Origin of the sequence: uncultured Mailhella sp., assembly GCF_944324615.1 — a bacterium.
GTDB lineage: Bacteria > Desulfobacterota > Desulfovibrionia > Desulfovibrionales > Desulfovibrionaceae > Mailhella.
Genome location: NZ_CALUWY010000034.1, coordinates 1 through 26,332 on the forward strand (window position 1 = coordinate 1; position 26,332 = coordinate 26,332).

Consider the following 26,332-nt stretch of genomic DNA (forward strand, 5'->3'; position numbering starts at 1 on the left):
CGCCCGTGCTTCCCGGGCTTGTGGGCGGCTCCGCCGACCTCAGCGGTTCCGTGGGCACGGAATTCAAGGGTGCGCATACCCTGAATGTCGAGGATTATTCCGGCAACTACATCCATTACGGCGTGCGTGAATTCGCCATGGGTTCGGTGATGAACGGTCTGGAGCTGCACGGCGGCTTCCTTCCCTACGCGGGCACGTTCTTCGTGTTTTCCGACTACGCCAAGAGCATCATCCGTTCCGCGGCCATCATGAAGCGCCGCGTGATCTGGGTGCTCACCCATGATTCCATCGGTGTGGGCGAAGACGGGCCCACCCATCAGCCCGTGGAGCAGATTGCCGCGCTGCGCATGACGCCCGGCATGCAGGTATGGCGTCCGTGCGACAGCCTGGAAGCCGCCGTTGCCTGGACCGCGGCCGTGGAGTACAAGGAAGGCCCCGTGTGCCTCATCATGAGCCGTCAGGGACTGCCCCAGCAGCAGGGCGGACTCTCCCGCGAGGAAGGCATACGGCGCGGCGGTTATATTCTGAAGGACTGCGAGGGGCAGCCGGAACTCATCTACATTGCCACAGGTTCCGAAGTGCAGCTCGCCGTTCAGGCTGCGGAGGCCCTTACCGCGAAGGGTCACCGTGTGCGTGTGGTGTCCATGCCCTGCTGCGAAGTGTTCGACAGGCAGGACGCCGCCTACCGTGAAGCCGTTCTCCCCCATGCGGTGCGCGCCCGCGTGGCCGTGGAAGCGCAGAGCGCCGCCTGGTGGTGGAAGTATGTGGGGCTTGACGGCCGTGTCGTTGGTATGGGAACATTTGGAGCTTCCGCTCCGGCGGGCAAACTGTTCCCCTATTTTGGCTTCACCGCGGAAAACATCGCGCAGCAGGGCCTTGACCTGCTGTAAGGAAAGGAGATCACATTATGAAAGCACTTACCATGAACGATGTGGACATGAAGGGCAAGCGCGTGGTCATGCGCGTGGACGTGAATGTCCCCATCCACGACGGCGTCATCACCAGCGACAAGCGCATCCGTGCCGTGCTTCCCACCATCAGGAAGGCTCTGGACGCGGGCGCGGGCGTCATCCTGCTCGCCCATCTCGGCCGTCCCACCGAAGGCGTGTTTGAAGAACAGTTCTCTCTGCGCCCCGTGGCCGCCCACATGGGCAAGCTCCTCGGCATGGAAGTCGGCTTCTGCGCCGATCCGCTGAACGGTGTGGAATGCAAGCCCGGCCAGGTGGTGCTGTGCGAGAACGTGCGCTTCTTCAAGGGCGAGAAGAAGAACAATGAGGAACTCGCCGCCAAGTACGCCGCCATGGGCGACATCTACGTCATGGACGCCTTCGGCGCGGCCCACCGTGCCCAGGCCTCCACGGAAGGCGCTCTGCGCAAGGCTCCCGTGGCCGTGGCCGGCCCGCTGATGTTTGCGGAAATGGAAGCCGCCACCAAGCTGCTCGACAAGCCCGAACGTCCTCTCTATGCCATCATCGGCGGTTCCAAGGTGTCCACCAAGCTCACCGTGCTGGAAAACCTGCTCAAGCATGTGGACGGCCTCATCGTGGGCGGCGGCATTGCCAACACCTTCCTGGAAGCTGCGGGCTGCAACATGGGTTCCTCCCTCGTGGAAAAGGATCTCATCCCCGAAGCCAAGCGCCTCATCGACATGGCCAGGGAACGCAACGTCATTCTGCCCCTGCCCACCGACGTGGTGGTGGCTCCCAGCTTTGAACGCGCTTCCGAAGCCGTGACCAAGAAGGTGTCCGAACTTTCCGCTGAAGACTGCGCCTTCGATATCGGCGAAGAAACCGCCAGGGAATACGCCCGTCTGCTGGCCAACGCCCGCACCATCGTGTGGAACGGCCCCGTGGGCGCCTTTGAAACCGTGCCCTTCGACAAGGGCAGCCGTGCTCTGGCCGACATTCTGGCCGACTGCAACGCCTACACCCTGGTGTGCGGCGGCGATACCGTGGCGGCCGTGGAATCCTTCGGCGTGGCCTCCAGGATGGGCTACCTGTCCACCGGCGGCGGCGCGTTCCTGGAAGTGCTGGAAGGCAAGACCCTGCCTGCCGTGGCCGCTCTTGCGGACGCAGCTTCCAAGTAAGCGTACCGGCCTGATCTAAGATACAAAGCCGCCTTCGGGCGGCTTTTTTTGTGCATGAGGAACATGTTTTTTTAGCGCGGAAAAGAGGGCTTTTCCCGCAGGAGAAATGCCCCAGTCACCGGTGTTCCCTATAAGGCGTGGCGCCAGAGGGTAAACGTATCCTCAGGGGGAGAATAAAAGCCCATGGACTCAAAGCTGCAGTTGGGAAGGCAGGGCATGCTGGTCAGTACGCCCTGGACGCGATCGAGCCATGTCGAGTGAGGCCCCAGATGATGGATAAAGAACCAGAGAACGGCAATGAGTGCGGCAAGACGAGCATGTCCATCCGGTGAGAGAGGCGCACTTTGAAAATAGGGGATGTCTTTGGGAAAAAGAACAGACATGCCGCTTTGATTCCATATTCTGCCGTGATGAGCACAGCGGTTGCGCAGAATATTAAGAGCCTGAAGCCAGTTTGTGAGTATGTTCGGCGTCAGTGCAGGGCATATTTCGTGACACACGGCATTCTGATACCGACCTTTCAACAGAGAAAAGTACTTTGAAAGCATACCGAAATCCCAGACCTGAACACTTACCCACATGGGGATGTCGGCATGTTCGTGATGATACCATAATATACAGTCTTCTTTGCTTTTTCTGACTTGTTCTGTGAGTTTTGCACACCATCTGTTCCAGATGGACGGCTGACCTGGCATGCTCTTGGTCCATTTGGGATTGATGAAGGAAACATCCTTGTAAGCGCAGGGATGATATTTTCCCATTTCGTGTGCAAGGAGAACACGCATGAAGATTTCGATCCGTTCAAGGGCATCCAGCATCAGAAGACGTAATTTTTTGTCAAAAAGATACAGTGCCAGAACATTATCGAAAGAAGTTCCTTTCAGAAATTCCTCTTCTCGACGCATTACTTTGGGATTGGCGGAAGAAGGAAGGAAATTTCCATGCTCATCCAGGAGAAATTTTCGGCATGGATACCAGAAGCCGCTTAAACGATAGTAGCCGATGTCGCGAAGTTTTTTCAGCGCACGGGCCTGATTCTCAACCGCCATCCCCCGGGATATAAGCAGTTGAAGCTGTTCGTCATATGTTTTGAATGGCTTGTCTGACATAGAAAGGCGGCGATCCATGAAAAAGAAGGCCCGTTCTTGAGAGAATGGCTGAGCCAGACTCACAGAGGAACGGGCACGGTTACTTTTTTAATAGTCATCTTCTGGATTTTTGTCAAAGAACAGGTGTGCCGGACCCGGCATGTCTGAACATGATATCGAAAGGCAGTACTGCGGCAGGCCTGCCTGTCATGCCGACAGGTTCGGTACAAAAGAATGAAGGCGAGGCCTGTTGTTCCGGGCGGGAGGCGTGACGCGGGACCCCCTTCCGGAGGTTCAGCACGGACAAAAGGAAAGCCCGCCTGAGCGGTGGCTCGAAGCGGGCGGGGATACGGAAGCGCAGGGCTGAGGCAACGCGGGGGAAGGGACACGAGCCTTCCTTTTTCCGGCGTTACTTCTTTTCCACGATGAACAGGGTGATGTAGGCGTTTCTGCTGGTCTGCACAAGGAAGCGTTCCACCACGCGCAGGGGGGAAGGTTCGTTCAGCACGGCGGGCGGGGTGGTGTCGGTATCGAGGAGCAGAAAGCGCGTTTCAGGCACGTTGTCGAGAGAGGTGATGTGCGTGGTGTCCTTGCCGGTTTCCCATTCCTCCGTGGGGCCGAAGCCGTCGAAGGAATAGCAGGGCAGTTCCTGCAGCCGGGGCAGGGAACGCAGCTCTTCCAGAGAGCAGGTGGGGGGCGTTTTCTGCACCACGGGCCGGGTGGAGCCCATGCGGAAGGCGGCAAGCACCACGCAGAGCACCATGAGGCAGGACACGGGCACGAGGCGCGCGGGCTTTTTCAGGCCGAGGAAGCCGAGGCCCAGGCAGAGCAGGGCAAAGAGAAGCGCCCAGGGGAGGTAGGCGCTGTGGCTCCAGCCCACAAAGAGGCACAGCCCCACGGCAGCCGCCGTGCCGAGACCGAGATGCACGGTGACAAGGCGCTTTTCCCAGAGGTTCAGCGTGCCCCGGGTCAGCCCTTCCGTCCAGTGGCGCAGGGTGGCGGCGCAGAGCAGGGCAAGGGGCACCATGGCGGGCATGAGATAGCGTTCCTTCTTTTCCGGCACCAGAGAAAGAAGCAGCAGGGAGAAGAGGAACCAGAGCAGCAGCACCTTGTTCTTTTCCCAGTGTTCCCTGTCGAGACGGCGGCAGGCGAAACCGGCAAGGGAGGGCAGGGCCCAGGCGCCGGCAAAGGCGGGGAAGGAAAGATAGAAGAAGAAGGAGGCGAGGTGCCGGCTGCTCCAGGCGGACACTTCGCCCTTTGCCACTTCCGCGGCCACATGGGGCACGGCAAGGTACACATAGACATACCACAGCGAACCGAGGATGCAGCCGCCGAAGAGGATGACGGCAAGGCGTTTCCACGGCACGGGGCGCCTGCAGACAAGCAGCGCGGCCACAAGGGGCAGCAGCATGGTATAAAGCTGCACCGGTCCCTTGCTGAGGACGGATGCGGCCATGAGGAGCACCCCGGCGACGAGGGCGCCTTTTCCCTGCCGCAGCAGACAGACCAGCGCGCCCGTCATGAACACCACGGAGTAGATGTCCCAGGAATTGGCGGTGCCGAGCTTCAGGGTGAGCAGCATGGAGGCGGCCGCAAGTCCGGCGTAGAAGGCTTCCCTTCTCTGCCCGGAAAGCGCCCTGTGCAGATCGAAGGCGAACACGCCGAGCAGCGCGGACACAAGGATCACCGGAAGGTGCAGGGCGAACATGGAGGGATGGGGGGAGAGGAGAAACACCGGAGCCGTGAGCCACACGGGCAGCGGCGGCTTGTTCAGGCGTATTTCGGTGTAGAGGTGGGGGATGAGCCAGTCGCCGTCCAGCGCCATGGACTGGGCGGAAATGAGGTTGCGCGCCTCCATGATGTTTGTGCCGAACACATACACGAGGGGCAGCAGCAGGGCGAGGCCGAACAGGTACAGAAAGACCCGCAGCGCCGCATCGGGCACACGGGGGAGGAAATCCTCCTGCCCGGGAGCCTGCGGCGTCTTTGTTTCCACGGGAGCCTCTTCCGGAGCCGTTTTTTTCTGCGGAGTGCTCTTTTCCTGCCTGTCGCGGAGTCCGATCATGATGTTGCGCACATAGGCGCACAGGCCGAGGGCCTGACCGAGAATGAGCACGACATCGAGCCGGATAAGGCCGTAGAGGCAGATGAGCACGGAACCGGTGAGGCTGATGACCCAGAAGCCCATGGGCAGCACGGAAATGCGCCGGGCGCGGCTGTACCACCACTGGTACACGAAGCGCAGGGTGAAGAGCGCCTGCGCCGCGCAGCCGAAGAGAAGCAGCGGCAGGGGGATGTCGGGGTTGTCGAACAGCGTCCTTGCGATGTCCGCGCCTCCCGCCGCAAGGCTCAGGGCGGCGGCAGGGGGAATGAAGGTGATGATCAGGCGCAGCCACGGCACGGTTTTCTGCCAGATGCCGTTGGCATTGAGGTTCCAGATATAGATGTAATAGGAAAGAAACTGCCCGAGGATGATGGCGAAATCCTCCCTGAGCCAGCCGTAGAGCATGAGCAGGCAGGAACCGCAGATGCTGAACACCCAGAACAGCGACGGCGATATGATTTTCTTCGCCTTTTCGGTTTTTATCCACTGGTGGAGCATGCGCAGGGAGAAAAAGCCCTGGGCGAGAAGGCCCACGCCCGTGACGAGCAGGTATTCTTTCATGGATGATCCTTGCGTGCGCCGGAGCCGGTGCGGCGTTCTGCGGCGCGGTCATGGAAAAAGCGGCCTCACGCCGCAGGCGCATGCCGGCAGGAGGCCGCGTTCATGCGGTCTGATGGGGAAGGGGCCTTTCTTCGGAACCCCCTTTCCGGCTTACTGCTTTTTGAGGTTGTCTTCCTTCACCTCATAGCGGATATGCCGCTTCTGCATCCAGCGCACGGCAAAGCAGTCCATGAGGGGGGAGATGAGCCTGTTCCACAGGTGGAACTTGGAAACGCCCGCCACACGCGGAAAATGGGACACGTCCACCTGCTTCACCCTGCCGCCCTCCATCTGCACCAGAGCGGCGAAGAAGCGGTGCATGCCCTTGAAGAAGGGCAGGCGGCGGGCCATGTCGCTGTGCATGACCTTGAGCGGGCAGCCGGTGTCGCGCGCGCCGTCCTTCACCATCATGCGGCGGAAGCCGTTGGCCACGCGGGACTGGAATTTCTTGAAGGCAGTGTCCTTTCTTTTGGCGCGCACGCCGGTGACGAGTTCGTACCGGTCAAGGTAGGGCGTGAGCAGATCGAGTTCTTCGGGAGCGGTCTGAAGGTCGGCGTCGATGTAGGCGATGTACGGGGAAAGGGCGGCGTCCATGCCCGCCTTGAGCGCGGCGCTCAGGCCGCAGTTGCGGGTGAATTCGAGGAAGAAGAAGTCCTCATGTTCCCGGCAGGCCTCGCGGATGAGCGCGCCGCTTCCGTCGGTGGAGCCGTCGTTGATGAACAGCACGCAGGAGCGCTTTCCTGCGCCGGGCAGGTAGGCGGAAAGGCGCGCGGAAAGGGCGCGCATGTTGTCTTCCTCGTTGTAGACGGGGACAAGGATGGTCACTTCATAGGATGCGGTGGCATTGCTCTGAATGGTCATGGGTCTTCCTCCGGCGGGGTGCGTTTTCCGCCCTAGAGTTCTCTGAGCGGGTTGAGCGGAGAATCGTACCACGTCGCAAAGCGCCGTATGCCTTCCTCAAGGGGCGTGGAAGGGGCAAAGCCGGTGAGCATGCGGAGTTTCGTGGTGTCGGCAAAGGTCTGGTACACGTCGCCCTGCTGCATGGGCAGCATGTGCAGCGTGGCCTTTTTCCCGAGAGCATGTTCCAGAGTGCGGATAAAGTCCATAAGCTGCATGGGATGCCCGCAGCCCACGTTGTAGATGTCGGTGGGTTCGTCGCCTTCGGGGGCGTGGTCCATGAGGCGCAGCACCGCTTCGATGATGTCGTCGATATAGGTGAAATCCCGCGAGAGATTGCCGTTGTTGAACACGTTGATGGGCTTTCCGGCAAGGATGGAGCGGGCAAAGAGCGAGGGCGCCATGTCGGGCCTGCCCCAGGGGCCGTACACGGTGAAGAAGCGCAGGCCCGTGGAGGGAATGCGGTAGAGGTGCGCGTAGACGTGGGCGATGAGCTCGTCGCAGCGCTTGGTGGCCGCGTAGAGGGAAACGGGGGTGTTGACCGGATCGTCCTCATGGAAGGGCGTTTTTTCGTTGCCGCCGTACACGGAACTTGAGGAGGCGTACAGCAGGTGCCGCACGGGGTGGCGGCGGCAGCATTCCAGCAGGTTCACAAAGCCGAGCACATTGCTCTGCACATAGGCGCGCGGGTTTTCCAGAGAATAGCGCACCCCGGCCTGCCCCGCGAGGTTGACGACCATGTCGAAGCCGTGGGCCTCGAACAGCGCTTCCAGCCCGTTCTGATCTTCGAGGTGCATTTTCACGAAGCGGAAGCCTTTGTGCTCTTCACTCGGCACTTCCACGCCGTCGGGCGTTTCCCCGCGCACGCCGAGTTCTGCCAGACGGGCCTTCTTGAGCTGCGGGGCATAATAGTCGTTCAGCTCGTCGAGTCCGACGATGTCGTGCCCCTGTTCCAGGAGCCTTCTGGCCAGAAAGAAACCTATGAATCCCGCCGCACCGGTAATGAGTATCCGCATGTCACTCTCTCTTTCAAAAAAGGAGCGCCTTCACGGGAAAAACCGGAAGGCGCGAAAAGGCCGTCAGGGGGCCGTTCAGCCTATTCTGTACAGGGTGAAGCCCGCGTTCTTCGTTTCTTCCACCCCGAAGATGTTTCTTCCGTCGAAAATGACGGGGGCCTGCATGAGATCGCGCAGCCGCGTCCAGTCCGGCAGGCGGAACTGTTCCCATTCCGTGACCAGCGCAAGGGCCTCGGCCCCGCAGGCGGCATCGTACATGTCGTCGGCAAAAAAGACGTCATGGCCGAGAAGGGCGCGGGCCTTTTCCATGGCCACGGGGTCGAACACGCGCACGGAGCAGCCGGCATCGAGCAGGGCGCGTATGAGCGTGAGCGAGGGAGCCTCGCGCATGTCGTCGGTGCCGGGCTTGAAGGCAAGGCCCCATACGGCCACGGTCCTTCCCGCGAGGGCGCCGTGGAAGTGCCGGGAAATCTTGGCAAAAAGCACCTTTTTCTGCGCTTCGTTCACCTTTTCCACGGCTTCCAGCACGGAAAGGGAACTGCCGTGCCGCGCGGCGGTGGCAATGAGCGCCTTCACGTCCTTGGGAAAGCAGGAACCGCCGTAGCCGCACCCGGCCTGAAGAAAGCTTGAGCCGATGCGCCTGTCCATGCCTATGCCCATGCGTACCATGTCCACACTGGCGCCCACCTTCTCGCAGAGGTTGGCAATGTCGTTCATGAAGGAAATGCGCGTGGCCAGCATGGCGTTTGCCGTGTACTTGGTCAGTTCCGAAGAGGCCCTGTCCATGATGAGCAGGCAGTCCTCCGAATGCAGGAAGGGGCGGTAGATGGCGGCCATGAGGGCGCGGGCGCGTTCGCTTTCCGCACCGACGATGACGCGGTCGGGCACCATGAAGTCGTTCACGGCATGGCCTTCCTTGAGAAATTCCGGGTTGGAGGCCACATCCACGCAGAAATCCGCCCCGCGCAGGTCAAGTTCCTCATGAAGGATGTTCTCCACCTCTGCCGAGGTGCCCACGGGCACGGTGGATTTCACCACCACCACAAGGTCGCCCGTCATGAGGCGGCCCACGGAATGGGCGGCATTGCGCACATAGCGTATGTCGGCGCTGCCGTCTTCGCCTTCGGGGGTGCCCACGGCAATGAAGGCGGCCTCAGATCCGGAAAGGACTTCGGCAAGGGAGGTGGAAAAATGCAGCCTGCCCTCTTCTGCGTTTCGCCGGAGAAGTTCGGGAAGCCCGGGCTCATAGATGGGACAGAGGCCGGCGCGAAGATCGGCTATCTTGGCTTCGTCCATGTCCATGCACCACACGTCGAGCCCGGTTTCGGCAAAGCAGGCGGCGGTGACAAGCCCCACATAACCGGAACCGATCACACTTATCTTCATGAAAATTCCTTTGTTTCCCTTCAGGCGGGGCACGGCCACGGGACACCGTGCTGGGGAAGGGATGTTGCGAAAAGGGCGGCGGAGGCCCTGGGCGCAGGCTTTTCCGTGCCCGCGGCAAAGGACGGCCCGGGTGCGGAAACTGGCCCTGTTCATGGTTTTGCCGCGCAAAACGCGGCCGGCCGCTTTTCAGTGCAAAGCGGTCGGCCGGGAAAAATCTTGCGTTGGCTCCAAGAATAATGGGGGGGAAACATCACTGTCAACGGCTGTTACAGTCCGTTACCATTATTTTTTTCACTTGGCTTTATCCTTGGAAAGGGGCGCGGGAGCCGCTTTTTTCAGTGCGGCAGGGCGGGCGCAGCCGTGACAGGGGATCCTTCAAAAGGAAAAAGGGCGGCGGAAGCCAGAGCGCGGGCGTTTTTTCGCCTTTTCAGGCTTTTTTCTCCCTGCTCAGGCCCTGTTTCCGGAAGGCCTCTCAGCCCTCAGGCTCTGTTTCAGCGCCTCGGCCACAAGAGCGCCGGAGGCAAAGGCCCAGTGTATGTTGTAGCCGCCGAGAAGCCCGGCCGCATCCACCACTTCCCCGCAGAAGAAGAGCCCGGGCACCACGAGGCTTTCCAGACGGCGGGAGAGGGAATCGAAGGATACGCCGCCCGCCGCGGCTTCGGCCTTTTTCAGACCCTCCGTGCCTGCCGGACGGATGCGGAAGCGGTGCACCGCCTCCGCAAGGCGCAGCCTGTCCTTCCGGGAAAGCTCGGCGGCCTTGCGGCGGGCCAGCTCTTCGGGGCAGAGGGCGTCCGCGAGGCGTGCGGGCAGGTGCCGGGCAAGAATGTTGCGTGCCAGCATCTTTCCCGATTCCCGGGCGTCCAGAAGTTCGGTGACGGAAAGTTCGGGCAGAAGGTCGAGAAGAAGCTCGTCGCCTTCGCGCCACCAGCAGGAGATGACCAGCGCGGCCGGGCCGCTGATGCCTCTGTGGGTGAAGAGCAGGGGGCGTATGCCCTCGGGGTCGGGCCACAGCTCCTGTCCTTCGCGCAGAAGGCCGGCCCTTGCGTTGAGGCTTATGCCCTCAAGGCCTGCCAGAGGCCAGTTCTGCGGCATGACGAGGGGGGTGAGCACGGGGCGGAAGGGCACGATGCTGTGCCCCCAGCGCGCGGCAAGCCGGATCATGTCGGTATTCACGCCCACGGAGGGAAAGGCCGGGGAGCCTGTGGCCGTCACAAGGCGGCGGGCCTCGATGCGCTCCCTGCCGGCAAGCAGGGAAAAGACGGCGCGCCGCTCCTCCTTCCGGCCGAAGGCGGGGGCGGAGGAGGCCGAAGGCGGGGTGATGTCCCGCGCGGTGCTGCCCAGGTAGAAGTCCACGCCCGCGTCGTCGCACTGCACGGCAAGGCGTTCCGCCACAAGAAAGGCCGGGCGCAGGCCGAACATCTGCCCGAAGTCCCTCTCCTCAAAGGGCAGGGAAAGTTCGCGCATGATGTCGAGCGCCTGCTCGCAGCCGAAGGAGCGCAGCACGGCGCGCACCCGTTCGGGGTGTTCGGAAATATAGCGGTTTTCCGCAATGATGCGGTTGGTGATGTTGCCGCGCCCTCCGCCGGCGAGGGAAAGCTTGGCTCCCGGGTCCTCATGACTGTCGATGAGGGCGACGCGAAGATTCGCGCGGGCGGCGTTTCTGGCGCAGAGCAGGCCTGCGGGGCCTGCGCCTATGATGGCGGCGTCGTAACAGGGCATGGGTGTCTCCGGTCGCGTTGAAAGGGGAGGGCGGGCCTTCGGCGTATGCCGAGGCCCGTGCCGGAAAGGGGGATTACCGCGCCGTATGCCGCGACGGGGCGGGAACCTCGCGCAGGGCGGTGACGAGGGCCACGGCCTTGATGCCCCGGAGCTCTCCGGTGAAGCCGAGTTTCTCTTCCGTGGTGGCCTTGAAGGCCGTGTGTTCCAGCGGCAGGTCGAGCAGGCGGGCGATGTTGCGGCGTATGGCTTCGGCGTGGGGGGCAAGCCTGGGCTTCTGGGCGATGACGGTGAGGTCGGCATGAACGAGGCGCACCTTTGCCTCCGCCGCCAGCTGCAGCACATGGTCGAGCATGATTGAGGAGGAGATGTTCTCGAAGGCCGGGTCGTTGTCCGGGAAAAGGCGGCCGATGTCGCCCCCGCCGAAGCAGCCGAGCACGGCATCCATGAGGGCGTGCATGAGCACGTCGCCGTCGGAATGGGCGCGGATGAGGTATTCCCCGCCTATTTCCACTCCGCCGAGCACCAGGGGGCGGTTGCCGCCGTAGGCGTGCACGTCGTAGCCGTAGCCGCAGCAGGGCAGGGGCATGGTACGGGGCAGAAGCAGGGCGAGATCTCCGGGATGTGTGATCTTCACGTTGTTTTCTTCTCCTTCCACCACACGCACGGGCCTGCCGCACTGTTCCATGAGGGAGGCGTCGTCGGTGACATTCCAGCCTTCCGCTTCGGCCCGGGCATGGGCCTCTGCCAGCTCTTTGGCAAAGAAGGCCTGGGGCGTCTGCACGGCGCGCAGTGTTTCGCGGGGCGGGGTGCGCGTGATGCGTCCGTTCTCGTCGGTTTCCTTGATGGTGTCGGTGACGGCAAGGCCGGGAACGGCCCCGGCAAGGCCTTCCTCATCCAGCGCAAGGGCGAGTCTGGTGACCAGGGCCGTGCTCACGAAGGGGCGCGCGCCGTCGTGCACGAGTACCTTCACGCAGCTTTCGGGCAGCACGGCAAGGCCGTGCCTGACCGAATCCTGACGCCTTGCGCCGCCTTCGGCAAAAAGAAAGGGCACGCCGCAGGAATGTTTTTCATTGAGGCTGAGCGCCTCGCTCCTTGCCTGTTCCAGCCTGCCCTGAGGAAAGACGAACACCAGACCGTGCACCAGCGGGGAAGCGGCCATGGCTCTGGCCGAACTCCACCACAGGGGAGCGCCCTCATAGGGCAGAAACTGCTTCGCCTCGCCTCCCGTGGCCTGCGCCATGCGCGTTCCCTGCCCGGCGGCAAGGATGACTCCCCAGCATTCCTGTGGCATGCGTACCTCCCGGATTGGCCGCGCAGGCAGTGAAAGGGGCCGCCCCGCGCGGAGGGAGGGCCGCTTTCCGGCAGGCTCTGCCGGACGATAAAAACGCGCCCGGCGCGCGGAAAAGGCCCCTCAAGGGGGGACGGCGCGCCGGGCAATACGGCACGGGGAGGGAGCATAAGCCCCCTCCCCGACAAAGAAGGAGCCGGACTGTAAGCCGGGTTTTGTACCGCCGAAACGGCGGCGGCTGTCATTCCTCTAGAGACGCGGTTGCCCGCGCCTTCAAGCAACCTACCCGGAAACCATGGGCCGGGCCGGCCGGTTTCCCTATTTGGTCTTGCTTCGGATGGGGCTTGCCTGGCCTGACGTGTCGCCACGCCAGCCGGTGAGCTCTTACCTCACCGTTTCACCCTTACCGTCCCGGAGAACGGCGGTCTGCTTTCTGTTGCGCTTGCCAGCGGTCACCCGCTCTGGCTGTTAGCCAGCATCCTGCCCTGCGAAGCCCGGACTTTCCTCCCCGGACCGTGAGGTCCGCGGCGACAGCCCGTCCGACTCCATGATGTTTTCCCCTCGGGGAACGTATTATTCCGCGTTTTCCTCAACACGGGGCTGAGGCCTGGGCGCGTCGGGGTCCTGATAGTCGTGGGCCCAGTACATGAGGCGCTGGCAGTTGGGGCAGCTCATGATGTGGTTGCCGCGCTGCAGGTCGATGAACACCTGCGGAGGAATGGCGATGTGGCAGCCGGAGCACACGCCCGCTTCCACGGAGACGATGACGGGGTGGCGCAGACGGTTGCGGATGAATTCATAGCGGCTGAGCACGGGCGGGGAAATGAGGGCGCTCACTTCCGCACGCTGAACTTCCAGAGCTTCCAGCTTCGTGCGGCATTCGGCGAGGCGCTTTTCCAGGTTTTCGCGCTGGCTTTCCAGTTCGGTCTTGAGCTCGTTCCAGGTTTCTTCCACGGAATGGAGATTGCTTTCCTGCAGGGAACGTTCCTCCTGCAGGGCCATGCGCTCTTCCTCGCGGGTCTGATTCTGGCGTTCCATGGTGTCCATTTCGCGGATCATGGCCTGATATTCGCGGTCGTTCTCCACCTGCATGAGCTTGTTCTTGCTGTTCACGAGGCGGGATTCGTCGTCCTGAATGTCGGCGTCGAGGCGCTTCTGCTGTTCCTGGATGTGCTGAAGCTTGTCCAGAATCCAGTTGCGCTGGGCATCCTGGGAATTGAAACGCTTCTGCAGGTTCTCCACTTCCATGGGCGCGGCTTCAAGCTCGGCGTTGACGGCGTGAATGCCGTCGTCCACATGCTGCAGAGCCACGAGCTGGCGGATCTGTTCGATATAGAGGCTCACGACAGTACCTCCGGTACTTCAGAAAGAAAGGTCATGGGCAGGAAAGGGTCCCTGCCCGGCAAAAATGTCACGTTCACGCCTTCAAGCTTCTTCTGCAGAAGAAGCGCGAAACGGCGCGTCATTTCTTCTTCCAGGGAAAAATGCCCCACATCGAGCAGCGCCATGGGGCAGAAATCCGGGCTGCCTCCGCTCTGGCGGGAATGCAGCGCAAGGGCGTCGTGATACTTCACGTCGCCCGTGATGAACACGTCCGCCCCGGCGGCAGCCGCTTCCTCCAGAAGGGAGGAGCCGGAACCCGTGCACACGGCCACACGGCGGACGAGGCGCGAAGGATCGCCCGTGAGGCGTGCGACGGAGCACATGCGTTCCAGCGGCAGGTGGGCGCGCAGGGCAAGGCACAGCGCGGCAAGGCCCACAGGTTCGGGCAGCTCTCCGGCACAGCCGAAGCCGCCTTCCGTCTGCGTGCCGTCCGGCGCGGTGAACAGGCCCGTTTTTTCCAGAATCACGCGGCCGGTGAGGCCCAGTTCATCGGCAAGCCAGGCACTCGGGCCCAGAGGATTTGCATCCAGCGTGGTGTGGCTTGCGTAGAGGGGCACATCGTGGCTGTACAGAATGCGGAGCGCCTCGGTATAGCCGTTCCGCCGGTCGGTAAAGGCCGGACGCATGGTGAGCGGGTGATGCGTGAGCACCATGTCCGCACCGGCGTCCACGGCGGCCTGAAGCTGTTCCGGCATGGGATCGAGGCATACGGCAAGGTGCCGTATCACTTCGCGGCCGGAAGCCACCTGCACGCCGGAATGATCCCACTCTGCCATAAGCGAAAGCGGGGCCGTCTGTTCGATGATCCTGATAAGTTCGCTCTGAAGCATGGTATCGCCTTCCCTGCGTGATGTTTCACCCCATGCCGGAACGGAAGTGCCGAAAAAGCATGGGGCTGCCCTCCCGAAGGGCGGGACAGAAGGCGCGCAGGCCCGGCCGGGGCCGCGCCGCCCTTCCCCGGAGAAGAGTCCGAACCCTGAAGGAAGGTTGACGAATATGCCGGGGAATTCATATTTCTAGGGAAAGTTCTCTGCTTCGTCAAGGGCGCATTTCTCCGCCCACCGCGCCCGGAAGGGCCTTTTTTCCCGCCTTTTCTGCGAAAAAGGGGCGGGGAGGCGGCTTCCGCCTGCCCGGGGCGCTCCTTTTCCGCAGAAAAGCCCTGCCGCGCCTCTGCCTTTCGCCTGCGTGCCTGCGCTTGAAAATGCGTTTTTTCCGGCGTAGGGTGCGTGACGGATCGCCGGGGAGCTTTCCCTCTTTCCTCTGGGTCGCTCCGGGCGAAGGCTCGAAGGGCCCGTTTTTCCCACCTCATCCCTGCAAGGGGAAGTCATGCCGTTTTTCATCTATATCACCGATGTGTTCTGCCCGTGGTGCTTCGGCTTCGCTCCCGTGATGCGGAAGATCTCCGCCGCGCATCCCTTCCCCGTGCGCGTTCTGTGCGGCAATCTTGTGGACGAACCGGCGAACACCTCCACCATGGGTACGCCGCGCCTCAGGGCCTTTTTCCAGCGCCTTTCCGATACCACGGGCCGCACGCTGGGCCAGGGCTTTTTCCGCCTGCTGGACGAGGGGCAGGGCGTGACCATGGATTCCTCCCGCTCCGCACAGCTCATGGCCGCCCTCAAGAAGCTTGCGCCCGGACATGCGCTGGAACAGATGGAAACCTTTCAGGAGGCCTTCTACAAGGAAGGTCTCGACGTGCTCTCCCTTGCCGATGAGGCGAAGGTCGCCGCGCGCTGGGGCATAGGGGAAAAGGAGCTTGAAGACATGCTCCGTTCGGACAAGGTGCGGGAAACCGCCTCCCGCGACATGGCCGAGGCCGAAGACATTCTCGGCGACTTCGTGGTCTATCCCTCCCTTTTCGTCAGAACCGACGACGGCACGCTCCATGCCGTGGCCCGGGGCTATGCGCCCTTTGAGGAGGTGGAGGCCAAGATAGAGGACGCCCTCGGCCGGGGCGCCTCCCTTGATACCGTGTCCGCCGATGCCTGCGGGCTGGATGGTTCCTGCTGCCGCTGACATGGTGCCCTGCCTGCCCGGCAGGGCTTTTTTTTTTCCGCAGGCCGCGTGACCATGCGCCCGGGAAAGGCCCCGGCCGGGCCGTCTCTCTTCCTGTTCCGTCGCCGTTCCGGGTCCTGACGGGGCCGTCCCCGCGAGGGACTTGAAGAAAATGTAAAAACAAGTTAACATGTTGTGAACATGTTGATTTAATAACGGATCAACCTGCCGGTGCGCCTGTCTGCACCGGAAGGAGCGCGTCAAAAGGCGCGTTCCGGGTGACGTTCTTCCACCTTCCCTGAAAGCCGCCGCCTTGTCAGATACAGCCTTCTGCGCCGGGCGCAGGCCCCTGGTGCGCCGGAGGCTTTTGCTCAGGGTTCTGCCGTATGCTGAACCCTCACCGTTCTCCCGCATGCCTGCCGGGCAGCGCGGGGGCAGCTTCCTTTCCGGGCTGTTTTCTCAGCTTCCGGAAAGGGGCGGAAAGAAGGATGTCTCCATGCTCACATCCCGCGATATGCTCACCGGTCTTCCCGTCATTACGGCCGCGGCCTTTTTCATGCAGATGCTCGATTCCACCATCCTGAATACGGCTCTGCCCTCCATAGCCGAGGCCATGCACCGTTCCCCGTTTTCCATGCAGCTTGCGGTCATAAGCTACACGCTTACCGTGGCCCTGCTCATTCCCCTGAGCGGCTGGCTGGCGGATACCTTCGGCACGCGGCGCACCTTTCTTTCGGCGGTGACGCTGTTCACGGTGGGTTCCGTGCTCTGCGCCATGTCCGTTTCCCTGCCGCAGCTCGTGGCCGCGCGCGTGGTGCAGGGCATAGGCGGGGCCATGATGGTGCCCGTTTCGCGCCTCACCCTCATGCGTGCCTACACGCGCGAGGATTTCGTGCGGGTGTTCAACTTCATCACCATTCCCGGCCTGGTGGGCCCGGTGGTGGGGCCCATCATCGGCGGCTGGCTCGTCACCTACGCCTCGTGGCACTGGATATTCCTCATCAATCTTCCCCTGGGGCTGGTGGGCCTTGTCTACGCCCTGCGCGTGTTCCCCGACTTCAGGCAGCCGCGCGGCCGCTTCGATGTGGCGGGCTTTCTGCTCATCGGTCTTTCCGTGCTCGCCCTCACGGCCGGGGTGGAACTCACCGGCGGGAAAAGCGCCTCCCTCACGCCCGTCTTCGTGCTTGCAGGCACGGGCGTTCTTGCAGGGGCGGCCTATGTATACCACGCGCGGCGCTTCCCCACACCCCTCATCAGCCTGAAGGTCTTTGCCACGCGCACCTTTTCCGTGGGCATTGCGGGCAACATGGTGGCCCGTCTCGGCATAGGCAGCATTCCCTTCCTGGTGCCGCTCATGCTTCAGGTGGGCCTGGAATACTCCGCCGATGTCGCAGGCCTCATCATGCTTGCCCCGGCGCTGGGTTCCATCATGACCAAGACCGTGGTGCTGCGCCTGCTCAAGCGCTTCGGCTACCGCCATGTGCTGCTTTTCCTCACCCTGGCCATTGCGGGCATCTTCATGCTCATGGGCCTGCAGCAGCCCGGCTGGCCCCTTTCCCTGCTCGTGGTGCAGCTTCTGGTGCAGGGCATGCTCATGTCGGGGCAGTTCACGGCCATGAACACCATCACTCTGGGCTATCTGCCTCCCGAACATGCCAGCGACGGCAACAGCCTGCTCTCCGTTTCGCAGAATCTCTGCATCAGCTTCGGCGTGGCCATCAGCACGGCCCTTCTGCGCTTCTACTCCGGCGGCGCAAGCGAACTGCACGCCCTGCATTCCACCTTCGTCACCGTGGCGCTCATCACGGCGGCTTCGGCCTTCGTGTTCATGTTCCTGCGGCCGGATGACGGCGATCATCTGCTCGGAAGGGGCCAGGCGGCCGGAAAGAAGGCCTGAAGGCGCCGGTGAAGGGCCGGATCACCTGTTTCTGGTGCAGGGATTGTAGACCGTGGAACGGTCCACTTTTCTCACCACCATCTCGCGGGTGAAGTGCGTCAGCATTTCGCGCAGGTAACTGTCCACGGGAGAATCGGAGAGCCGGGCAAGAACACGTTTCTTCACCTCCGCAGCCTTGGGAGAATCGGCAAGCATCAGGGCCAGAAGGTATTCATCGGCATCGTCGCCGGTGCGGCCCGTGCGTTCGCAAAGATCGGCCACACGCTGGAAGCAGAGCCTGCTTTCTTCCAGTCCCGTGCCGGTGACTTCGTCGACAATGCACTTCTGCATCTGAAAATAGGGGCTTTCGGGGTGCCTGTCGGCCAGCGTATCCACATCCGGCTTTGCGGAATACGGATCGCCGAGAGCGCCGAAGGCGGAGATGCGCAGTTCGAGCAGCTTGTCCTCATCGGGGTGCAGCGCAATTTCCTGATTGATGCGTTCCATGGCGTTGCACATGCGCTCCGTATGGCCGAAGGACTGATGCAGCAGCTTTTCCAGCTCCTCGACGTCGGCTGCCGGGGCCGCAGAGGGACAGAGGGTGAGTGCCGCGAGGGCAAGCGCGGACAGGACGGCTTTCATGACATGTTCTCCTTGGAAGATGCCTGCCCGGGAAAGGCGGCGTTCTTTCCTATACCACAGGCCGGGGCGGGCGTGAACAGGGCCTTTTTCCCCTGTCCCGGCATCCCCGTGCACCGGCCGGAAAAGGCGGCTCCGGGGCGGAATGCGGGCCTTTTTCCCGGTTTTTCACGGTGCGTCGGGGCGCCTGCCGGAAGGCGCGGATTTTTTCCCCTTGATGGGCGCGGAGCGTTCATAGTACGCTCGGCAGGCTTCGCCCGCCTGTTCCGGGCAGAGCAAACATCGAGGATGCAGCATGAAGAAAAAGCTTACCGTGGCCCGCGCCGTGGAGGCGGCGGGCATACTTTTTGAACTCAACACCAAGGAATCCGGCGTGCTTGCCATGGCGCAGAAGGCGGGCCTGCCCTGTGCGACGGCGGAGGAGAAGAGCCGCCTCATGCTGGAATGGCGGGCCTATGTGCACGCGGCCGTGCTCTACGGCCTCATGGTGCAGGCGCCCAACGTGGTGGTGGTGGAATACCTGCGCGTCACGCAGGACATGCTGCGCAGGCTGGGCTACAGCCCGGAAGAGGCCGGGGACTTTGTGGACGGAGCCTTCCGTTCCTATGTGGATCCCATGGTGAGAACGCAGACGCAGGAATGCCCCGCCGTGTTCTTCCGCCGCCTTATGGACAGGAGCGTGGAGGAGGTGCCCCCGGCCACGGCGGCCATGGTGTCCGCCGTCATGGCCATGATCATGTCCGCCGTGCTGGACAAGCTTGAGCAGTACGAGTTCGGGCTGGAGTAGCTTTCCGCCTGAGCGCATGCAAAAAAAGAGGCCGCGTGGAAGCGGCCTCTTTTTTACCTTAAAGGCGGAGCGGAGTTTCCGCCTTCAGCATCAGTAGCGGGGCTGTCTCTTCAGCTTTTTGCCCGCCCATGCGGTCACCGAGCAGATGACCACGAAGAAGGTGGGGATGAAGAAGATGCCGAGCGCCGTGGCGCACACGGTTCCCCAGAACACGGCCGTACCCACGGCGTGCTGGCTGGCCGCGCCGGCGCCCGAGGCGGACATCATGGGAAGCACGCCGAGACCGAAGGCCAGGGAGGTCATGAGGATGGGGCGCAGACGCAGGCGGCAGGCTTCCACCGTGGCGTCGAGGAGGCTGCGGCCTTCCTCCATGAGGTTTCGTGCGAATTCCACGATAAGAATGGCGTTCTTGGACGAGAGGCCCATGACGGCCAGAATACCTACCTGGAAGTACACGTCGTTGGTCAGGCCCTTGAAGTAGGTGCCGAGCACCGCGCCCAGAATACCGAGGGGAATCACGAGCAGCACGGCGAAGGGGATGGACCAGCTTTCATACAGGGCGGCGAGGGCCAGGAACACCACGAGCACGGAGAGCGCGTACAGCATGGTGGTCTGAGAACCGGCCATTTTTTCCTGATAGGAAAGGCCCGTCCATTCCATGCCGAAGTCCTTGCCGAGCTTTCTCACTTCCTCTTCCATGATGGACATGGCGATACCGGAAGCAACGCCGGGCACGGGTTCGCCCTGATATTCCAGAGCAGGCATGGCGTTGTAGCGCTGGAGCACGGCGGGGCCGAAGGTCCAGTTCGTGGAATACACGGCGTTGAAGGGCACCATTTCGCCGTACTGGTTGCGGAAGTGGATGCGGTTCAGGCTTTCGGGGTTGCGGCGCACGGAGGCGTCGCCCTGCACATACACCTTCTTCACACGTTCGTTGTGCACAAAGTCGTTGACGTAGGAGCCGCCCAGCATGGTGGACACGTCGGCGTTCACGCTGGAGAGGGTGAGGCCCATGCTGGTGGCCTTGGCGTTGTCGAGGTTGATGTTGAACTGCGTGATGTCATCCATGCCGGTGGGGCGGATGTAGGCGATCTGCGGGTTGGCGAAGGCCGCGCCCATGAGCTTTTTGCCCGCTTCCACCAGCTTTTCATGACCTACGCCGCCTCTGTCCTGCAACTCCATGGTGAAGCCGTTGGTCATGCCGAGGGAGATGATGGCCGGGGGAATGGCCGCGATGAGCTGACCGTCGAGGATGCCCGCAAACTTCTGGCGGATGCGCGCGGCCACGGAGGCGGCGTCCTGCCCGGGCCTGGTGCGTTCGGCGTAGTCCTTGAGCTTCACAAAGCCCATGCCCGTGTTTTCCGCTACGCCGCCCATGCCGTAACCGGCGACGAACATGTAGGATTCCACGTTTTCCTTTTCATCGTTGAGCACATAGTCGGCAACCTTGTCGAACTGCTGCCGGGTCTGCTCCAGCGTGGCGTTGGGGGGCATCTGGAGCATGGTGATGACGGCGCCCTGGTCTTCCGAAGGCAGGAAGGAGGTGGGAAGCTGCTTGTACACGAGGCCGAGGCCCGCCACGAGCAGCGCATAGATAATCATGAGCCTGCCGCCGCGCTGCACGAGGCTGTACACGCCGCCCGCGTAGCGGTGCTGGTTCTTGGTGAACATGCGGTTGAACCAGCCGAAGAAGCCGTGCTGCGCGCCCTGACTGTGGGGCTTCAGCATGCTTGCGCACAGCGAGGGGGTAAGGATGAGGGCCACAAGCACCGACAAGGTCATGGCCGAAACGATGGTTACGGAGAACTGCCGGTAGATCACGCCCGTGGAACCGCTCATGAAGGCCATGGGCAGGAACACGGCGGAGAGCACCACGCCGATACCGATGAGCGAGGAGCTGATCTGGTCCATGGATTTTTCCGTGGCCGCGACGGGGTCGAGGTGTTCTTCCTCAATCACGCGCTCCACGTTTTCCACGACCACGATGGCGTCGTCCACGAGCAGACCGATGGCAAGCACCATGGCGAACAGTGTCAGGGTGTTGATGCTGTAGCCGAAGGCCAGCAGTACGCCCATGGTGCCGAGCAGAACGACGGGCACGGCGATGGTGGGAATGATGGTGGCGCGGAAGCTCTGGAGGAAGAGCCACATGACGAGGAACACGAGGATGATGGCTTCCACCAGGGTTTTCACCACTTCTTCGATGGAGGCGATGACGGGGGGCGTGGTGTCGAAGGCCAGCTCATAGGTCATGCCGTCGGGGAAGTAGTGGGAGAGTTCCTCGATTTTGGCCTTCACGAGGTTGGCGGTTTCGAGGCCGTTGGCGCCGGGGGCCAGGGTGACGCCTATGCCCGAGGCGGGGTGCTTGTTGTAGTAGCTGGTGATGCCGTCCATTTCCGTGCCCATGCTTACGCGGGCCACGTCGCGGATGAACACTCTCTGGCCGTCTTCGGTCACCTTCAAAAGCACGTTCTCGAATTCTTCGGTGTTGCGCAGCAGGCTCTGCGCCTTGATGATGACGTTGAGGGCCTGATCGTTCGTGCCGCCGATCATGTTCGCGCCGAGCTGGCCGGCGGTGACTTCCGCGTTCTGGGCGGAAATGGCGGTGCGCACGTCGGAGGGAGTGAGCTTGTACTTGGCGAGCTTGTCCGCATCGAGCCAGATGCGCATGACGTACTTGCCGCCGAACACCTGCACGGTGCCCACGCCCTGGGTACGGCTGATTTCGTCCTTGATGTTGGTGCTGATGTAGTCGGCAAGGTCGATGTTCTCCTGGCTGTCGTCAGGCGAGAACAGCGAGATGACCATGAACATGTTGTCGTTGCCCTTGGAAACGGACACGCCGTAGCTCTGCACGGCGGTAGGCAGCTGCGACTGCACCTGCTGCACCTTGTTCTGCACCTGCATGTGGGCCACGTCGGGGTCGGTGCCCACCTCGAAGGTGAGGGTGATGGTGGACATGCCGGAGGAGTCGGACTTGGACGACATGTAGATCAGGTTGTCGATGCCGGTCATGTTCTGTTCAATGACCTGCGTGACGGTCTGGTCCACGGTGGTGGGGGAAGCGCCCGAATAACGGGTGTTGATGCGTATGGAAGGCGACGCCACTTCCGGGTACTGCGATATGGGCATGGTGAAGATGGCCAGCACACCGAAAAGCATGGTGACGATGGCCAGCACCCATGCGAAAATGGGGTGATGGATGAAAAAGCGGGAAAGCATTATTCAGCGCCTCCGGATTCCTGCTCGGCCTTCATCTGCTCTTCGGAAATTTCCTGCACCTTCATGCCGCTGCGCACGTTGTGCACGCCGTTGAGCACGATTTTCTCGCCGAGTTCGAGGCCGTCGGTCACATACCAGTCGTTGCCGATGGCGTGGCTCAAGGTGATGAAGCGGCGTTCGGCCACGCCGTCCTTGTTGACCACATAGACGTAGGGCTTGCCCTTCAAATCGCGCAGCACGGCCTTCTGCGGGGCAAGGATGGCCTTGGTGTCCTCACCCATGACGACGCTCACGCGCACGAACAGGCCGGGCAGAAGCGAACCGTCGGGGTTGGGGAACTCCGCACGCAATGTGATGGTGTTGGTGGTCTGATCCACGTTCACGCCCGTGAAGTTGAGGTGCCCGGCGGCGGGATAATATTCCCCGTCGTGCATGGTGAGCAGGGCCTTGATGTTGGAGGGGTCCACGCTCTTCATGCCTTCGCCCTGAGCGAACTGCTTCTTGAGGGTGTAGAGGTCGTCGGAAGACTGGGAGACTTCCACATACACCGGGTCGGTCTGGTAGATGGTGGCAAGGGGCGAAGCCTGGCTTGCGGTGAGCAGCGCGCCCACGGTGTAGTTGCTGAGGGTGATGCGGCCGCTGATGGGGGCGCGCACCTCGGTGCGGCGGTAATTGATTTCCGCCGAATCCACGGCCGCCTTGCAGGCCTGCACGGAAGCCTCGGCCTGGCGCAGGGTGGCCTTCACGTCGTCGTAGTCCTGCTGGCTCACGGATTTGGTCTTGAGCATGCTGGCCGTGCGGCGTTCGCGAAGCCTGGTCACGTTGAGGTTGGCCTCGGCGCTGGCAAGGTCGGCTTTGGCCTTGTCGAGCGCTGCCTTGTAGGTGTCGGGCTCGATGCGGTAGAGAACGTCGCCTTCCTTGACCATGGCGCCTTCGGTAAAGCAGCGCTCTTTCAGGATGCCGCCCACCTCGGGGCGTACTTCGGCCCAGCGGTAGGAACTGGTGCGGCCCGTAAGCTCGCGCTGGATGTCCACCTTGTGCGGGGTCAGCTCCACGCAGGTCACGCGCGTGACGCGCGCCTGGGGAGCCTGGGCGGATTCCTTTTTGGAAATAAGGCCGCTCAGTTGATCGCAACCGGCAAGAAGGAGGGGAAGCACCAGCAGAGCGGGCGCGAGGGTATGAAGTCTGGACATTATGATGTGCTCCTTGAATACGGATGGAGTGGTAAGGTTATTCCTGCCAGCCGCCGCCGAGGGCGAGGCACACTTCGGCGATGCTCACGAGGTGGTTGGCATGGGCCACGGCAAGGGACTGCTGGGCGGTGAAGAGATTGCTTTCCGCGGTGAGCAGGTCGAGATAGGAGGCGAAACCGTTGTCGTAGCGGGTGCGCGCGTGCATGACCGCGCGGGAAAGGTAGTCTACCTGACGGGTGAGCGCATCCACGGAATGGGCGTACTCCAGTTGGGAAACGAGAGCGTCGCGCACGTCCTTGAAGGCGTTCTGCACCGTGAGCTCATAGGTGGCCACGGCGGCCTTCTTGGCCGCTTCGGCGCTGTCCACGGTGCGCTTGATGGTCCAGAAATTGAGGGGCAGGCTTATGCTTCCGCCGAGGCTCGCGTACTGGTTGGAGCTTCTGAGAAATTCGTTCAGCTCAAGGCTGGCTCCGCCGAGAAGCCCGGTGAGGGAGAAGGAGGGGAAGAACGAGGCGCGCGCCGTGCCGATGTCGTAGTTGGCGGCCTGCAGGTTGGCTTCGGCCTGACGGATGTCGGGGCGCTGTTCCAGCAGCTGGGAGGGCATGCCGGAAGGCAGGACGGGCGTCTTGTCCAGCGATTTCATGAGGGAGGGCTTGGCCGTGATGGCGTTCTTCTTCATAATTTCCGCAGGCGAACGGCCGACAAGCACGGCAAGGGAGGTTTCGGCCGCGTTCTTGGCGATGCGGGCCGTGGCCAGCGCGTTGCGGGCCGTTTCCACGTTGGCGCGTATGCTCAGGATGTCAAGGTCGCTGATCTGCCCGTTGTCGAAGCGGTTCTGATAGATTTTCAGGGAGGCTTCGCGGTTCTTCAGCACTTCCTCGGCGATTTCTTCCTGCCAGGTGTAGGCGCTCAGCCAGAAATAGGATTCCACCGTGCTTGCGGCCACGGTGAGAATGACGTTGTCGCGCGCGGCTTCGGTGGCCACCAGGGTGGAGCGGGCCGATTCGGCGGCGTTCCAGTACTTGCCCCAGAAGTCCAGCGTCCAGCTTGCGGCAAGGGCGCCGGAGAAGTTGTGCGTGTTCTTGCCGCCGTTCTGCAGGGCGACGGGCGAGGTGGAGGAACGCGCCATGGTGCGCGTGCCGTCCGCCGAGGCCGCGGGTACGGGCAGGAGCGCGTCGCGGGCGATGCCGAGTCCGGCCTGGGCCTGATCCACGTTGGCCATGGCCTGGGCGATGTTTTTGTTGTTCTTCAGCGCTTCTTCCACCAGCGCATTCAGCGTTTCATCGTGGAATCTTTCCCACCATTTCATCTGGAGGGCCTGCGACTGAGATTCTTCCCATGTCTGCGGGATATCCATTTCCGGTCGCTGATAGTCGGGGGCGAGGCTGCACCCCGAAAGAATCAGCATGAAGGCCGGGGCAAGAAGCGACAGCATTTTGATCATAAAGATGCTCCTGTATCCTTTATGATGTTCAACATGTTGAAATTATACAAATTCTCCTGGACGGGCAGGGGGTGTGTCCCGCAGGAACGCCCCGGGAAAACTGCCTTTCACGGCGAATATCCTTCAATATGCCGTGTGGACATACCGTATATTTCTTGTTATAAAAAATCAAGAAGCATCAATATTTTGATACAAAAAGAGACTTATGTTTCCAGAAGGAGGAAACATGAACTGGACCATAGAACAGCTGCGTGCCTTTGTCACCGCTGCGGAAAAAGGTTCCTTTTCCGCGGCCGGTCGTGCCATGGGCAGGGCGCAGTCGGTGGTGAGCACCCATATCGCCATGCTGGAGGACAGCCTCGGGGTGGAGCTTTTTGACCGCTCTTCCCGTTCCCCCGTGCTTACCGAAGCGGGGCGCGCGCTGCTTCCCGAGGCGCACGCCGTGCTTCGGCAGAGCTACCGTTTCGATTCCTGCGCCGTGGCTCAGTACAACGGCGATGCGGTGAGGCTGAACGTGGTCATCAGCCACGGCATACCTTTTCAGGGCATTTCCGAGGGGCTGGCTTCGCTTTCGGAGCAGTATCCCTTTCTGAGCGGCTCCTTCCACATCGTTTCTCTGGATGAGGTGTGGAATCAGGTGAGCGACGGCGGGGCACACATGGGGCTGGTGCTGGGGCAGCTGCCCGAAATCAAGAAAAACTGCGAAATGATGTGCCTCGGGCAGATGCGGTACTGCCTCGTGGCTTCCCGCAATTCCCCGCTGGGGCAGAAGAAGCATGTGGACATGGACGATCTGGCCGGGCAGCGGCAGATACTCTTCAACACCTCCCGCGCGCAGCGCTACCTGCTCAATTCCCAGTACTGGGAGGTGAACGACGTGCTCGCCGCCATTTACTGGGCCTCGCTGGGCATCGGCTGGACGGCCGTTCCCCTGGGCCTTGCGCGGCGCATTGCGCGCGATGAATCCATGAAGAATCTCGTCATCCTGGACATGGACAACATGGCCCTTGCCACCCACAACATCTATCTCATCTGGAACAATTCCTTCAGCCGGCGCGACATTCTGGAAACGTTGTGCCGCGATCTCAAGGACTACTATCAGCGGGCCTTCGAGCAGGAAGACAATATGTTCTGATCGCTCCCGGCTTTTCCGCAGGATAGTGATGATGCGCGCTCCGGCATACCGGACGCGCATTTTTTTTGCAGGGCGGGGCGTTTGGGGGAGATGGGGGGGGCGGAGCCTGTCTGTTTCCCTCCGTTTTCCGGAGTCGGGCTTTTTTTTGAGAAAAAACGGGAGGCGGGGAGCGCGGCCCTGTTTTCCCCTGCCGCACCCATGGAACAGAGCCGGGAAGCCGTTCTGCGGAGGGTGCGGGATACCGCAGGCCCCCGGCACTGGCCCTTATGCTGCGCGGAGCATGCGGACAGAGCTCAGGGAGCGGTGCAGAGTGCAGGAAGGGCGGAGGCCTGCCCGGAGCCCCGGCAAAGAGGGCGCGATAGCGTATGCCGGGGCTCCGTCAGGCAGGGAAGACTCAGGGCGCCCGTCGTCCCTTCCCCAGGTCCGGCATACCGGACGCGCATTTTTTTTGCAGGGCGGGGCGTTTGGGGGAGA

The 26,332-nt window shown here is 62.1% G+C and carries 19 protein-coding genes and 1 other RNA gene; 6 read left to right on the forward strand and 14 right to left on the reverse strand.

From position 1 onward, the window contains the following. A partial coding sequence (locus tag Q0K07_RS08270) for a transketolase C-terminal domain-containing protein (RefSeq protein ID WP_294558374.1) occupies window positions 1-890 on the forward strand: 890 nt, incomplete at its 5' end. A 17-nt stretch (window positions 891-907) separates the two neighbouring features. Further along, on the forward strand, window positions 908-2,086 hold the full coding sequence (locus Q0K07_RS08275) for a phosphoglycerate kinase (RefSeq protein WP_294558375.1): 1,179 nt from the start codon (window positions 908-910) through the stop codon (window positions 2,084-2,086). Window positions 2,087-2,214: 128 nt separating this feature from the next. Here the strand turns inward: Q0K07_RS08275 and Q0K07_RS08280 are convergent, their stop codons facing one another. The 10 genes from Q0K07_RS08280 to Q0K07_RS08325 form a co-directional block, all read right to left on the reverse strand. After that, on the reverse strand, window positions 2,215-3,213 hold the full coding sequence (locus tag Q0K07_RS08280) for an Abi family protein (protein ID WP_294558376.1): 999 nt from the start codon (window positions 3,211-3,213) through the stop codon (window positions 2,215-2,217). A 370-nt stretch (window positions 3,214-3,583) separates the two neighbouring features. Further along, a complete protein-coding gene (locus Q0K07_RS08285; RefSeq protein ID WP_294558377.1) occupies window positions 3,584-5,839 on the reverse strand; it encodes a lipid-A-disaccharide synthase N-terminal domain-containing protein in 2,256 nt (751 codons plus the stop codon). Between the two features lie 150 nt (window positions 5,840-5,989). Continuing rightward, on the reverse strand, window positions 5,990-6,739 hold the full coding sequence (locus tag Q0K07_RS08290; RefSeq protein ID WP_294558379.1) for a glycosyltransferase: 750 nt from the start codon (window positions 6,737-6,739) through the stop codon (window positions 5,990-5,992). Window positions 6,740-6,771: 32 nt separating this feature from the next. Beyond that, a complete protein-coding gene (locus Q0K07_RS08295) occupies window positions 6,772-7,791 on the reverse strand; it encodes an NAD-dependent epimerase/dehydratase family protein (RefSeq protein ID WP_294558380.1) in 1,020 nt (339 codons plus the stop codon). Between the two features lie 75 nt (window positions 7,792-7,866). Continuing rightward, complete coding sequence (locus Q0K07_RS08300) at window positions 7,867-9,177, reverse strand: UDP-glucose/GDP-mannose dehydrogenase family protein (protein WP_294558381.1); 1,311 nt, start codon at window positions 9,175-9,177, stop codon at window positions 7,867-7,869. 447 nt (window positions 9,178-9,624) lie between these two features. Next, window positions 9,625-10,896, reverse strand: a complete 1,272-nt coding sequence (locus Q0K07_RS08305) for an aminoacetone oxidase family FAD-binding enzyme (protein WP_294558382.1) — start codon at window positions 10,894-10,896, stop codon at window positions 9,625-9,627. 73 nt (window positions 10,897-10,969) lie between these two features. Further along, window positions 10,970-12,187, reverse strand: coding sequence for a 2-C-methyl-D-erythritol 4-phosphate cytidylyltransferase (gene ispD / locus Q0K07_RS08310; RefSeq protein ID WP_294558384.1), 1,218 nt, complete (start codon window positions 12,185-12,187; stop codon window positions 10,970-10,972). Window positions 12,188-12,372: 185 nt separating this feature from the next. Further along, an RNA gene (gene rnpB, locus Q0K07_RS08315) (RNase P RNA component class A) lies at window positions 12,373-12,731 on the reverse strand. Between the two features lie 26 nt (window positions 12,732-12,757). Next, entirely contained in the window at window positions 12,758-13,528 is a 771-nt protein-coding gene (locus tag Q0K07_RS08320; RefSeq protein WP_294558386.1) for a C4-type zinc ribbon domain-containing protein, read from the reverse strand. Then, entirely contained in the window at window positions 13,525-14,397 is an 873-nt protein-coding gene (locus tag Q0K07_RS08325) for a Nif3-like dinuclear metal center hexameric protein (RefSeq protein ID WP_294558388.1), read from the reverse strand. Before Q0K07_RS08325 ends, Q0K07_RS08320 begins: the two co-directional genes overlap by 4 nt. A gap of 496 nt (window positions 14,398-14,893) precedes the next feature. On the opposite strand from Q0K07_RS08325, the gene Q0K07_RS08330 reads away from it, so the two are divergent. Together Q0K07_RS08330 and Q0K07_RS08335 are read left to right on the forward strand one after the other, a co-directional pair. After that, the gene (locus tag Q0K07_RS08330) at window positions 14,894-15,583 is read left to right on the forward strand and encodes a DsbA family protein (RefSeq protein WP_294558391.1); all 690 of its coding nucleotides are present in this window, start codon (window positions 14,894-14,896) and stop codon (window positions 15,581-15,583) included. 475 nt (window positions 15,584-16,058) lie between these two features. Continuing rightward, the gene (locus Q0K07_RS08335; protein WP_294558393.1) at window positions 16,059-17,459 is read left to right on the forward strand and encodes a DHA2 family efflux MFS transporter permease subunit; all 1,401 of its coding nucleotides are present in this window, start codon (window positions 16,059-16,061) and stop codon (window positions 17,457-17,459) included. Between the two features lie 21 nt (window positions 17,460-17,480). Here the strand turns inward: Q0K07_RS08335 and Q0K07_RS08340 are convergent, their stop codons facing one another. Then, a complete protein-coding gene (locus tag Q0K07_RS08340) occupies window positions 17,481-18,080 on the reverse strand; it encodes a hypothetical protein (RefSeq protein WP_294558395.1) in 600 nt (199 codons plus the stop codon). 292 nt (window positions 18,081-18,372) lie between these two features. On the opposite strand from Q0K07_RS08340, the gene Q0K07_RS08345 reads away from it, so the two are divergent. Continuing rightward, the gene (locus Q0K07_RS08345; RefSeq protein ID WP_294558397.1) at window positions 18,373-18,864 is read left to right on the forward strand and encodes a hypothetical protein; all 492 of its coding nucleotides are present in this window, start codon (window positions 18,373-18,375) and stop codon (window positions 18,862-18,864) included. A 90-nt stretch (window positions 18,865-18,954) separates the two neighbouring features. Here Q0K07_RS08345 and Q0K07_RS08350 read toward each other — a convergent pair whose 3' ends face one another. The 3 genes from Q0K07_RS08350 to Q0K07_RS08360 are packed head-to-tail and all read right to left on the reverse strand — an operon-like array spanning window position 18,955 to window position 24,723. Next, window positions 18,955-22,086 carry an efflux RND transporter permease subunit gene (locus Q0K07_RS08350; RefSeq protein ID WP_294558399.1) on the reverse strand — a complete coding sequence of 1,044 codons (3,132 nt, stop codon included), beginning with the start codon at window positions 22,084-22,086 and terminating at the stop codon, window positions 18,955-18,957. After that, on the reverse strand, window positions 22,086-23,279 hold the full coding sequence (locus tag Q0K07_RS08355) for an efflux RND transporter periplasmic adaptor subunit (RefSeq protein WP_294558401.1): 1,194 nt from the start codon (window positions 23,277-23,279) through the stop codon (window positions 22,086-22,088). The genes Q0K07_RS08350 and Q0K07_RS08355 overlap by 1 nt, the downstream gene beginning before the upstream one ends. A gap of 37 nt (window positions 23,280-23,316) precedes the next feature. After that, on the reverse strand, window positions 23,317-24,723 hold the full coding sequence (locus tag Q0K07_RS08360) for an efflux transporter outer membrane subunit (RefSeq protein WP_294558403.1): 1,407 nt from the start codon (window positions 24,721-24,723) through the stop codon (window positions 23,317-23,319). Between the two features lie 226 nt (window positions 24,724-24,949). Between Q0K07_RS08360 and Q0K07_RS08365 the strand changes: the two genes are divergently transcribed. Continuing rightward, window positions 24,950-25,858, forward strand: a complete 909-nt coding sequence (locus Q0K07_RS08365; protein WP_294558405.1) for a LysR family transcriptional regulator — start codon at window positions 24,950-24,952, stop codon at window positions 25,856-25,858. Window positions 25,859-26,332: the final 474 nt, after the last annotated feature.

What these genes read in the sequence shown, in the direction of transcription:
- Q0K07_RS08280 (WP_294558376.1), bottom strand. Translation starts at nt 3,213, where the DNA reads ATGGATCGCCGCCTTTCTATGTCAGACAAGCCATTCAAAACATATGAC.
- Q0K07_RS08285 (WP_294558377.1), bottom strand. Translation starts at nt 5,839, where the DNA reads ATGAAAGAATACCTGCTCGTCACGGGCGTGGGCCTTCTCGCCCAGGGC.
- Q0K07_RS08365 (WP_294558405.1), top strand. Translation starts at nt 24,950, where the DNA reads ATGAACTGGACCATAGAACAGCTGCGTGCCTTTGTCACCGCTGCGGAA.
- Q0K07_RS08335 (WP_294558393.1), top strand. Translation starts at nt 16,059, where the DNA reads ATGCTCACATCCCGCGATATGCTCACCGGTCTTCCCGTCATTACGGCC.
- Q0K07_RS08290 (WP_294558379.1), bottom strand. Translation starts at nt 6,739, where the DNA reads ATGACCATTCAGAGCAATGCCACCGCATCCTATGAAGTGACCATCCTT.
- Q0K07_RS08340 (WP_294558395.1), bottom strand. Translation starts at nt 18,080, where the DNA reads ATGAAAGCCGTCCTGTCCGCGCTTGCCCTCGCGGCACTCACCCTCTGT.
- Q0K07_RS08330 (WP_294558391.1), top strand. Translation starts at nt 14,894, where the DNA reads ATGCCGTTTTTCATCTATATCACCGATGTGTTCTGCCCGTGGTGCTTC.
- Q0K07_RS08275 (WP_294558375.1), top strand. Translation starts at nt 908, where the DNA reads ATGAAAGCACTTACCATGAACGATGTGGACATGAAGGGCAAGCGCGTG.
- ispD (WP_294558384.1), bottom strand. Translation starts at nt 12,187, where the DNA reads ATGCCACAGGAATGCTGGGGAGTCATCCTTGCCGCCGGGCAGGGAACG.
- Q0K07_RS08295 (WP_294558380.1), bottom strand. Translation starts at nt 7,791, where the DNA reads ATGCGGATACTCATTACCGGTGCGGCGGGATTCATAGGTTTCTTTCTG.
- Q0K07_RS08355 (WP_294558401.1), bottom strand. Translation starts at nt 23,279, where the DNA reads ATGTCCAGACTTCATACCCTCGCGCCCGCTCTGCTGGTGCTTCCCCTC.
- Q0K07_RS08360 (WP_294558403.1), bottom strand. Translation starts at nt 24,723, where the DNA reads ATGATCAAAATGCTGTCGCTTCTTGCCCCGGCCTTCATGCTGATTCTT.
- Q0K07_RS08305 (WP_294558382.1), bottom strand. Translation starts at nt 10,896, where the DNA reads ATGCCCTGTTACGACGCCGCCATCATAGGCGCAGGCCCCGCAGGCCTG.
- Q0K07_RS08345 (WP_294558397.1), top strand. Translation starts at nt 18,373, where the DNA reads ATGAAGAAAAAGCTTACCGTGGCCCGCGCCGTGGAGGCGGCGGGCATA.
- Q0K07_RS08350 (WP_294558399.1), bottom strand. Translation starts at nt 22,086, where the DNA reads ATGCTTTCCCGCTTTTTCATCCATCACCCCATTTTCGCATGGGTGCTG.
- Q0K07_RS08325 (WP_294558388.1), bottom strand. Translation starts at nt 14,397, where the DNA reads ATGCTTCAGAGCGAACTTATCAGGATCATCGAACAGACGGCCCCGCTT.
- Q0K07_RS08300 (WP_294558381.1), bottom strand. Translation starts at nt 9,177, where the DNA reads ATGAAGATAAGTGTGATCGGTTCCGGTTATGTGGGGCTTGTCACCGCC.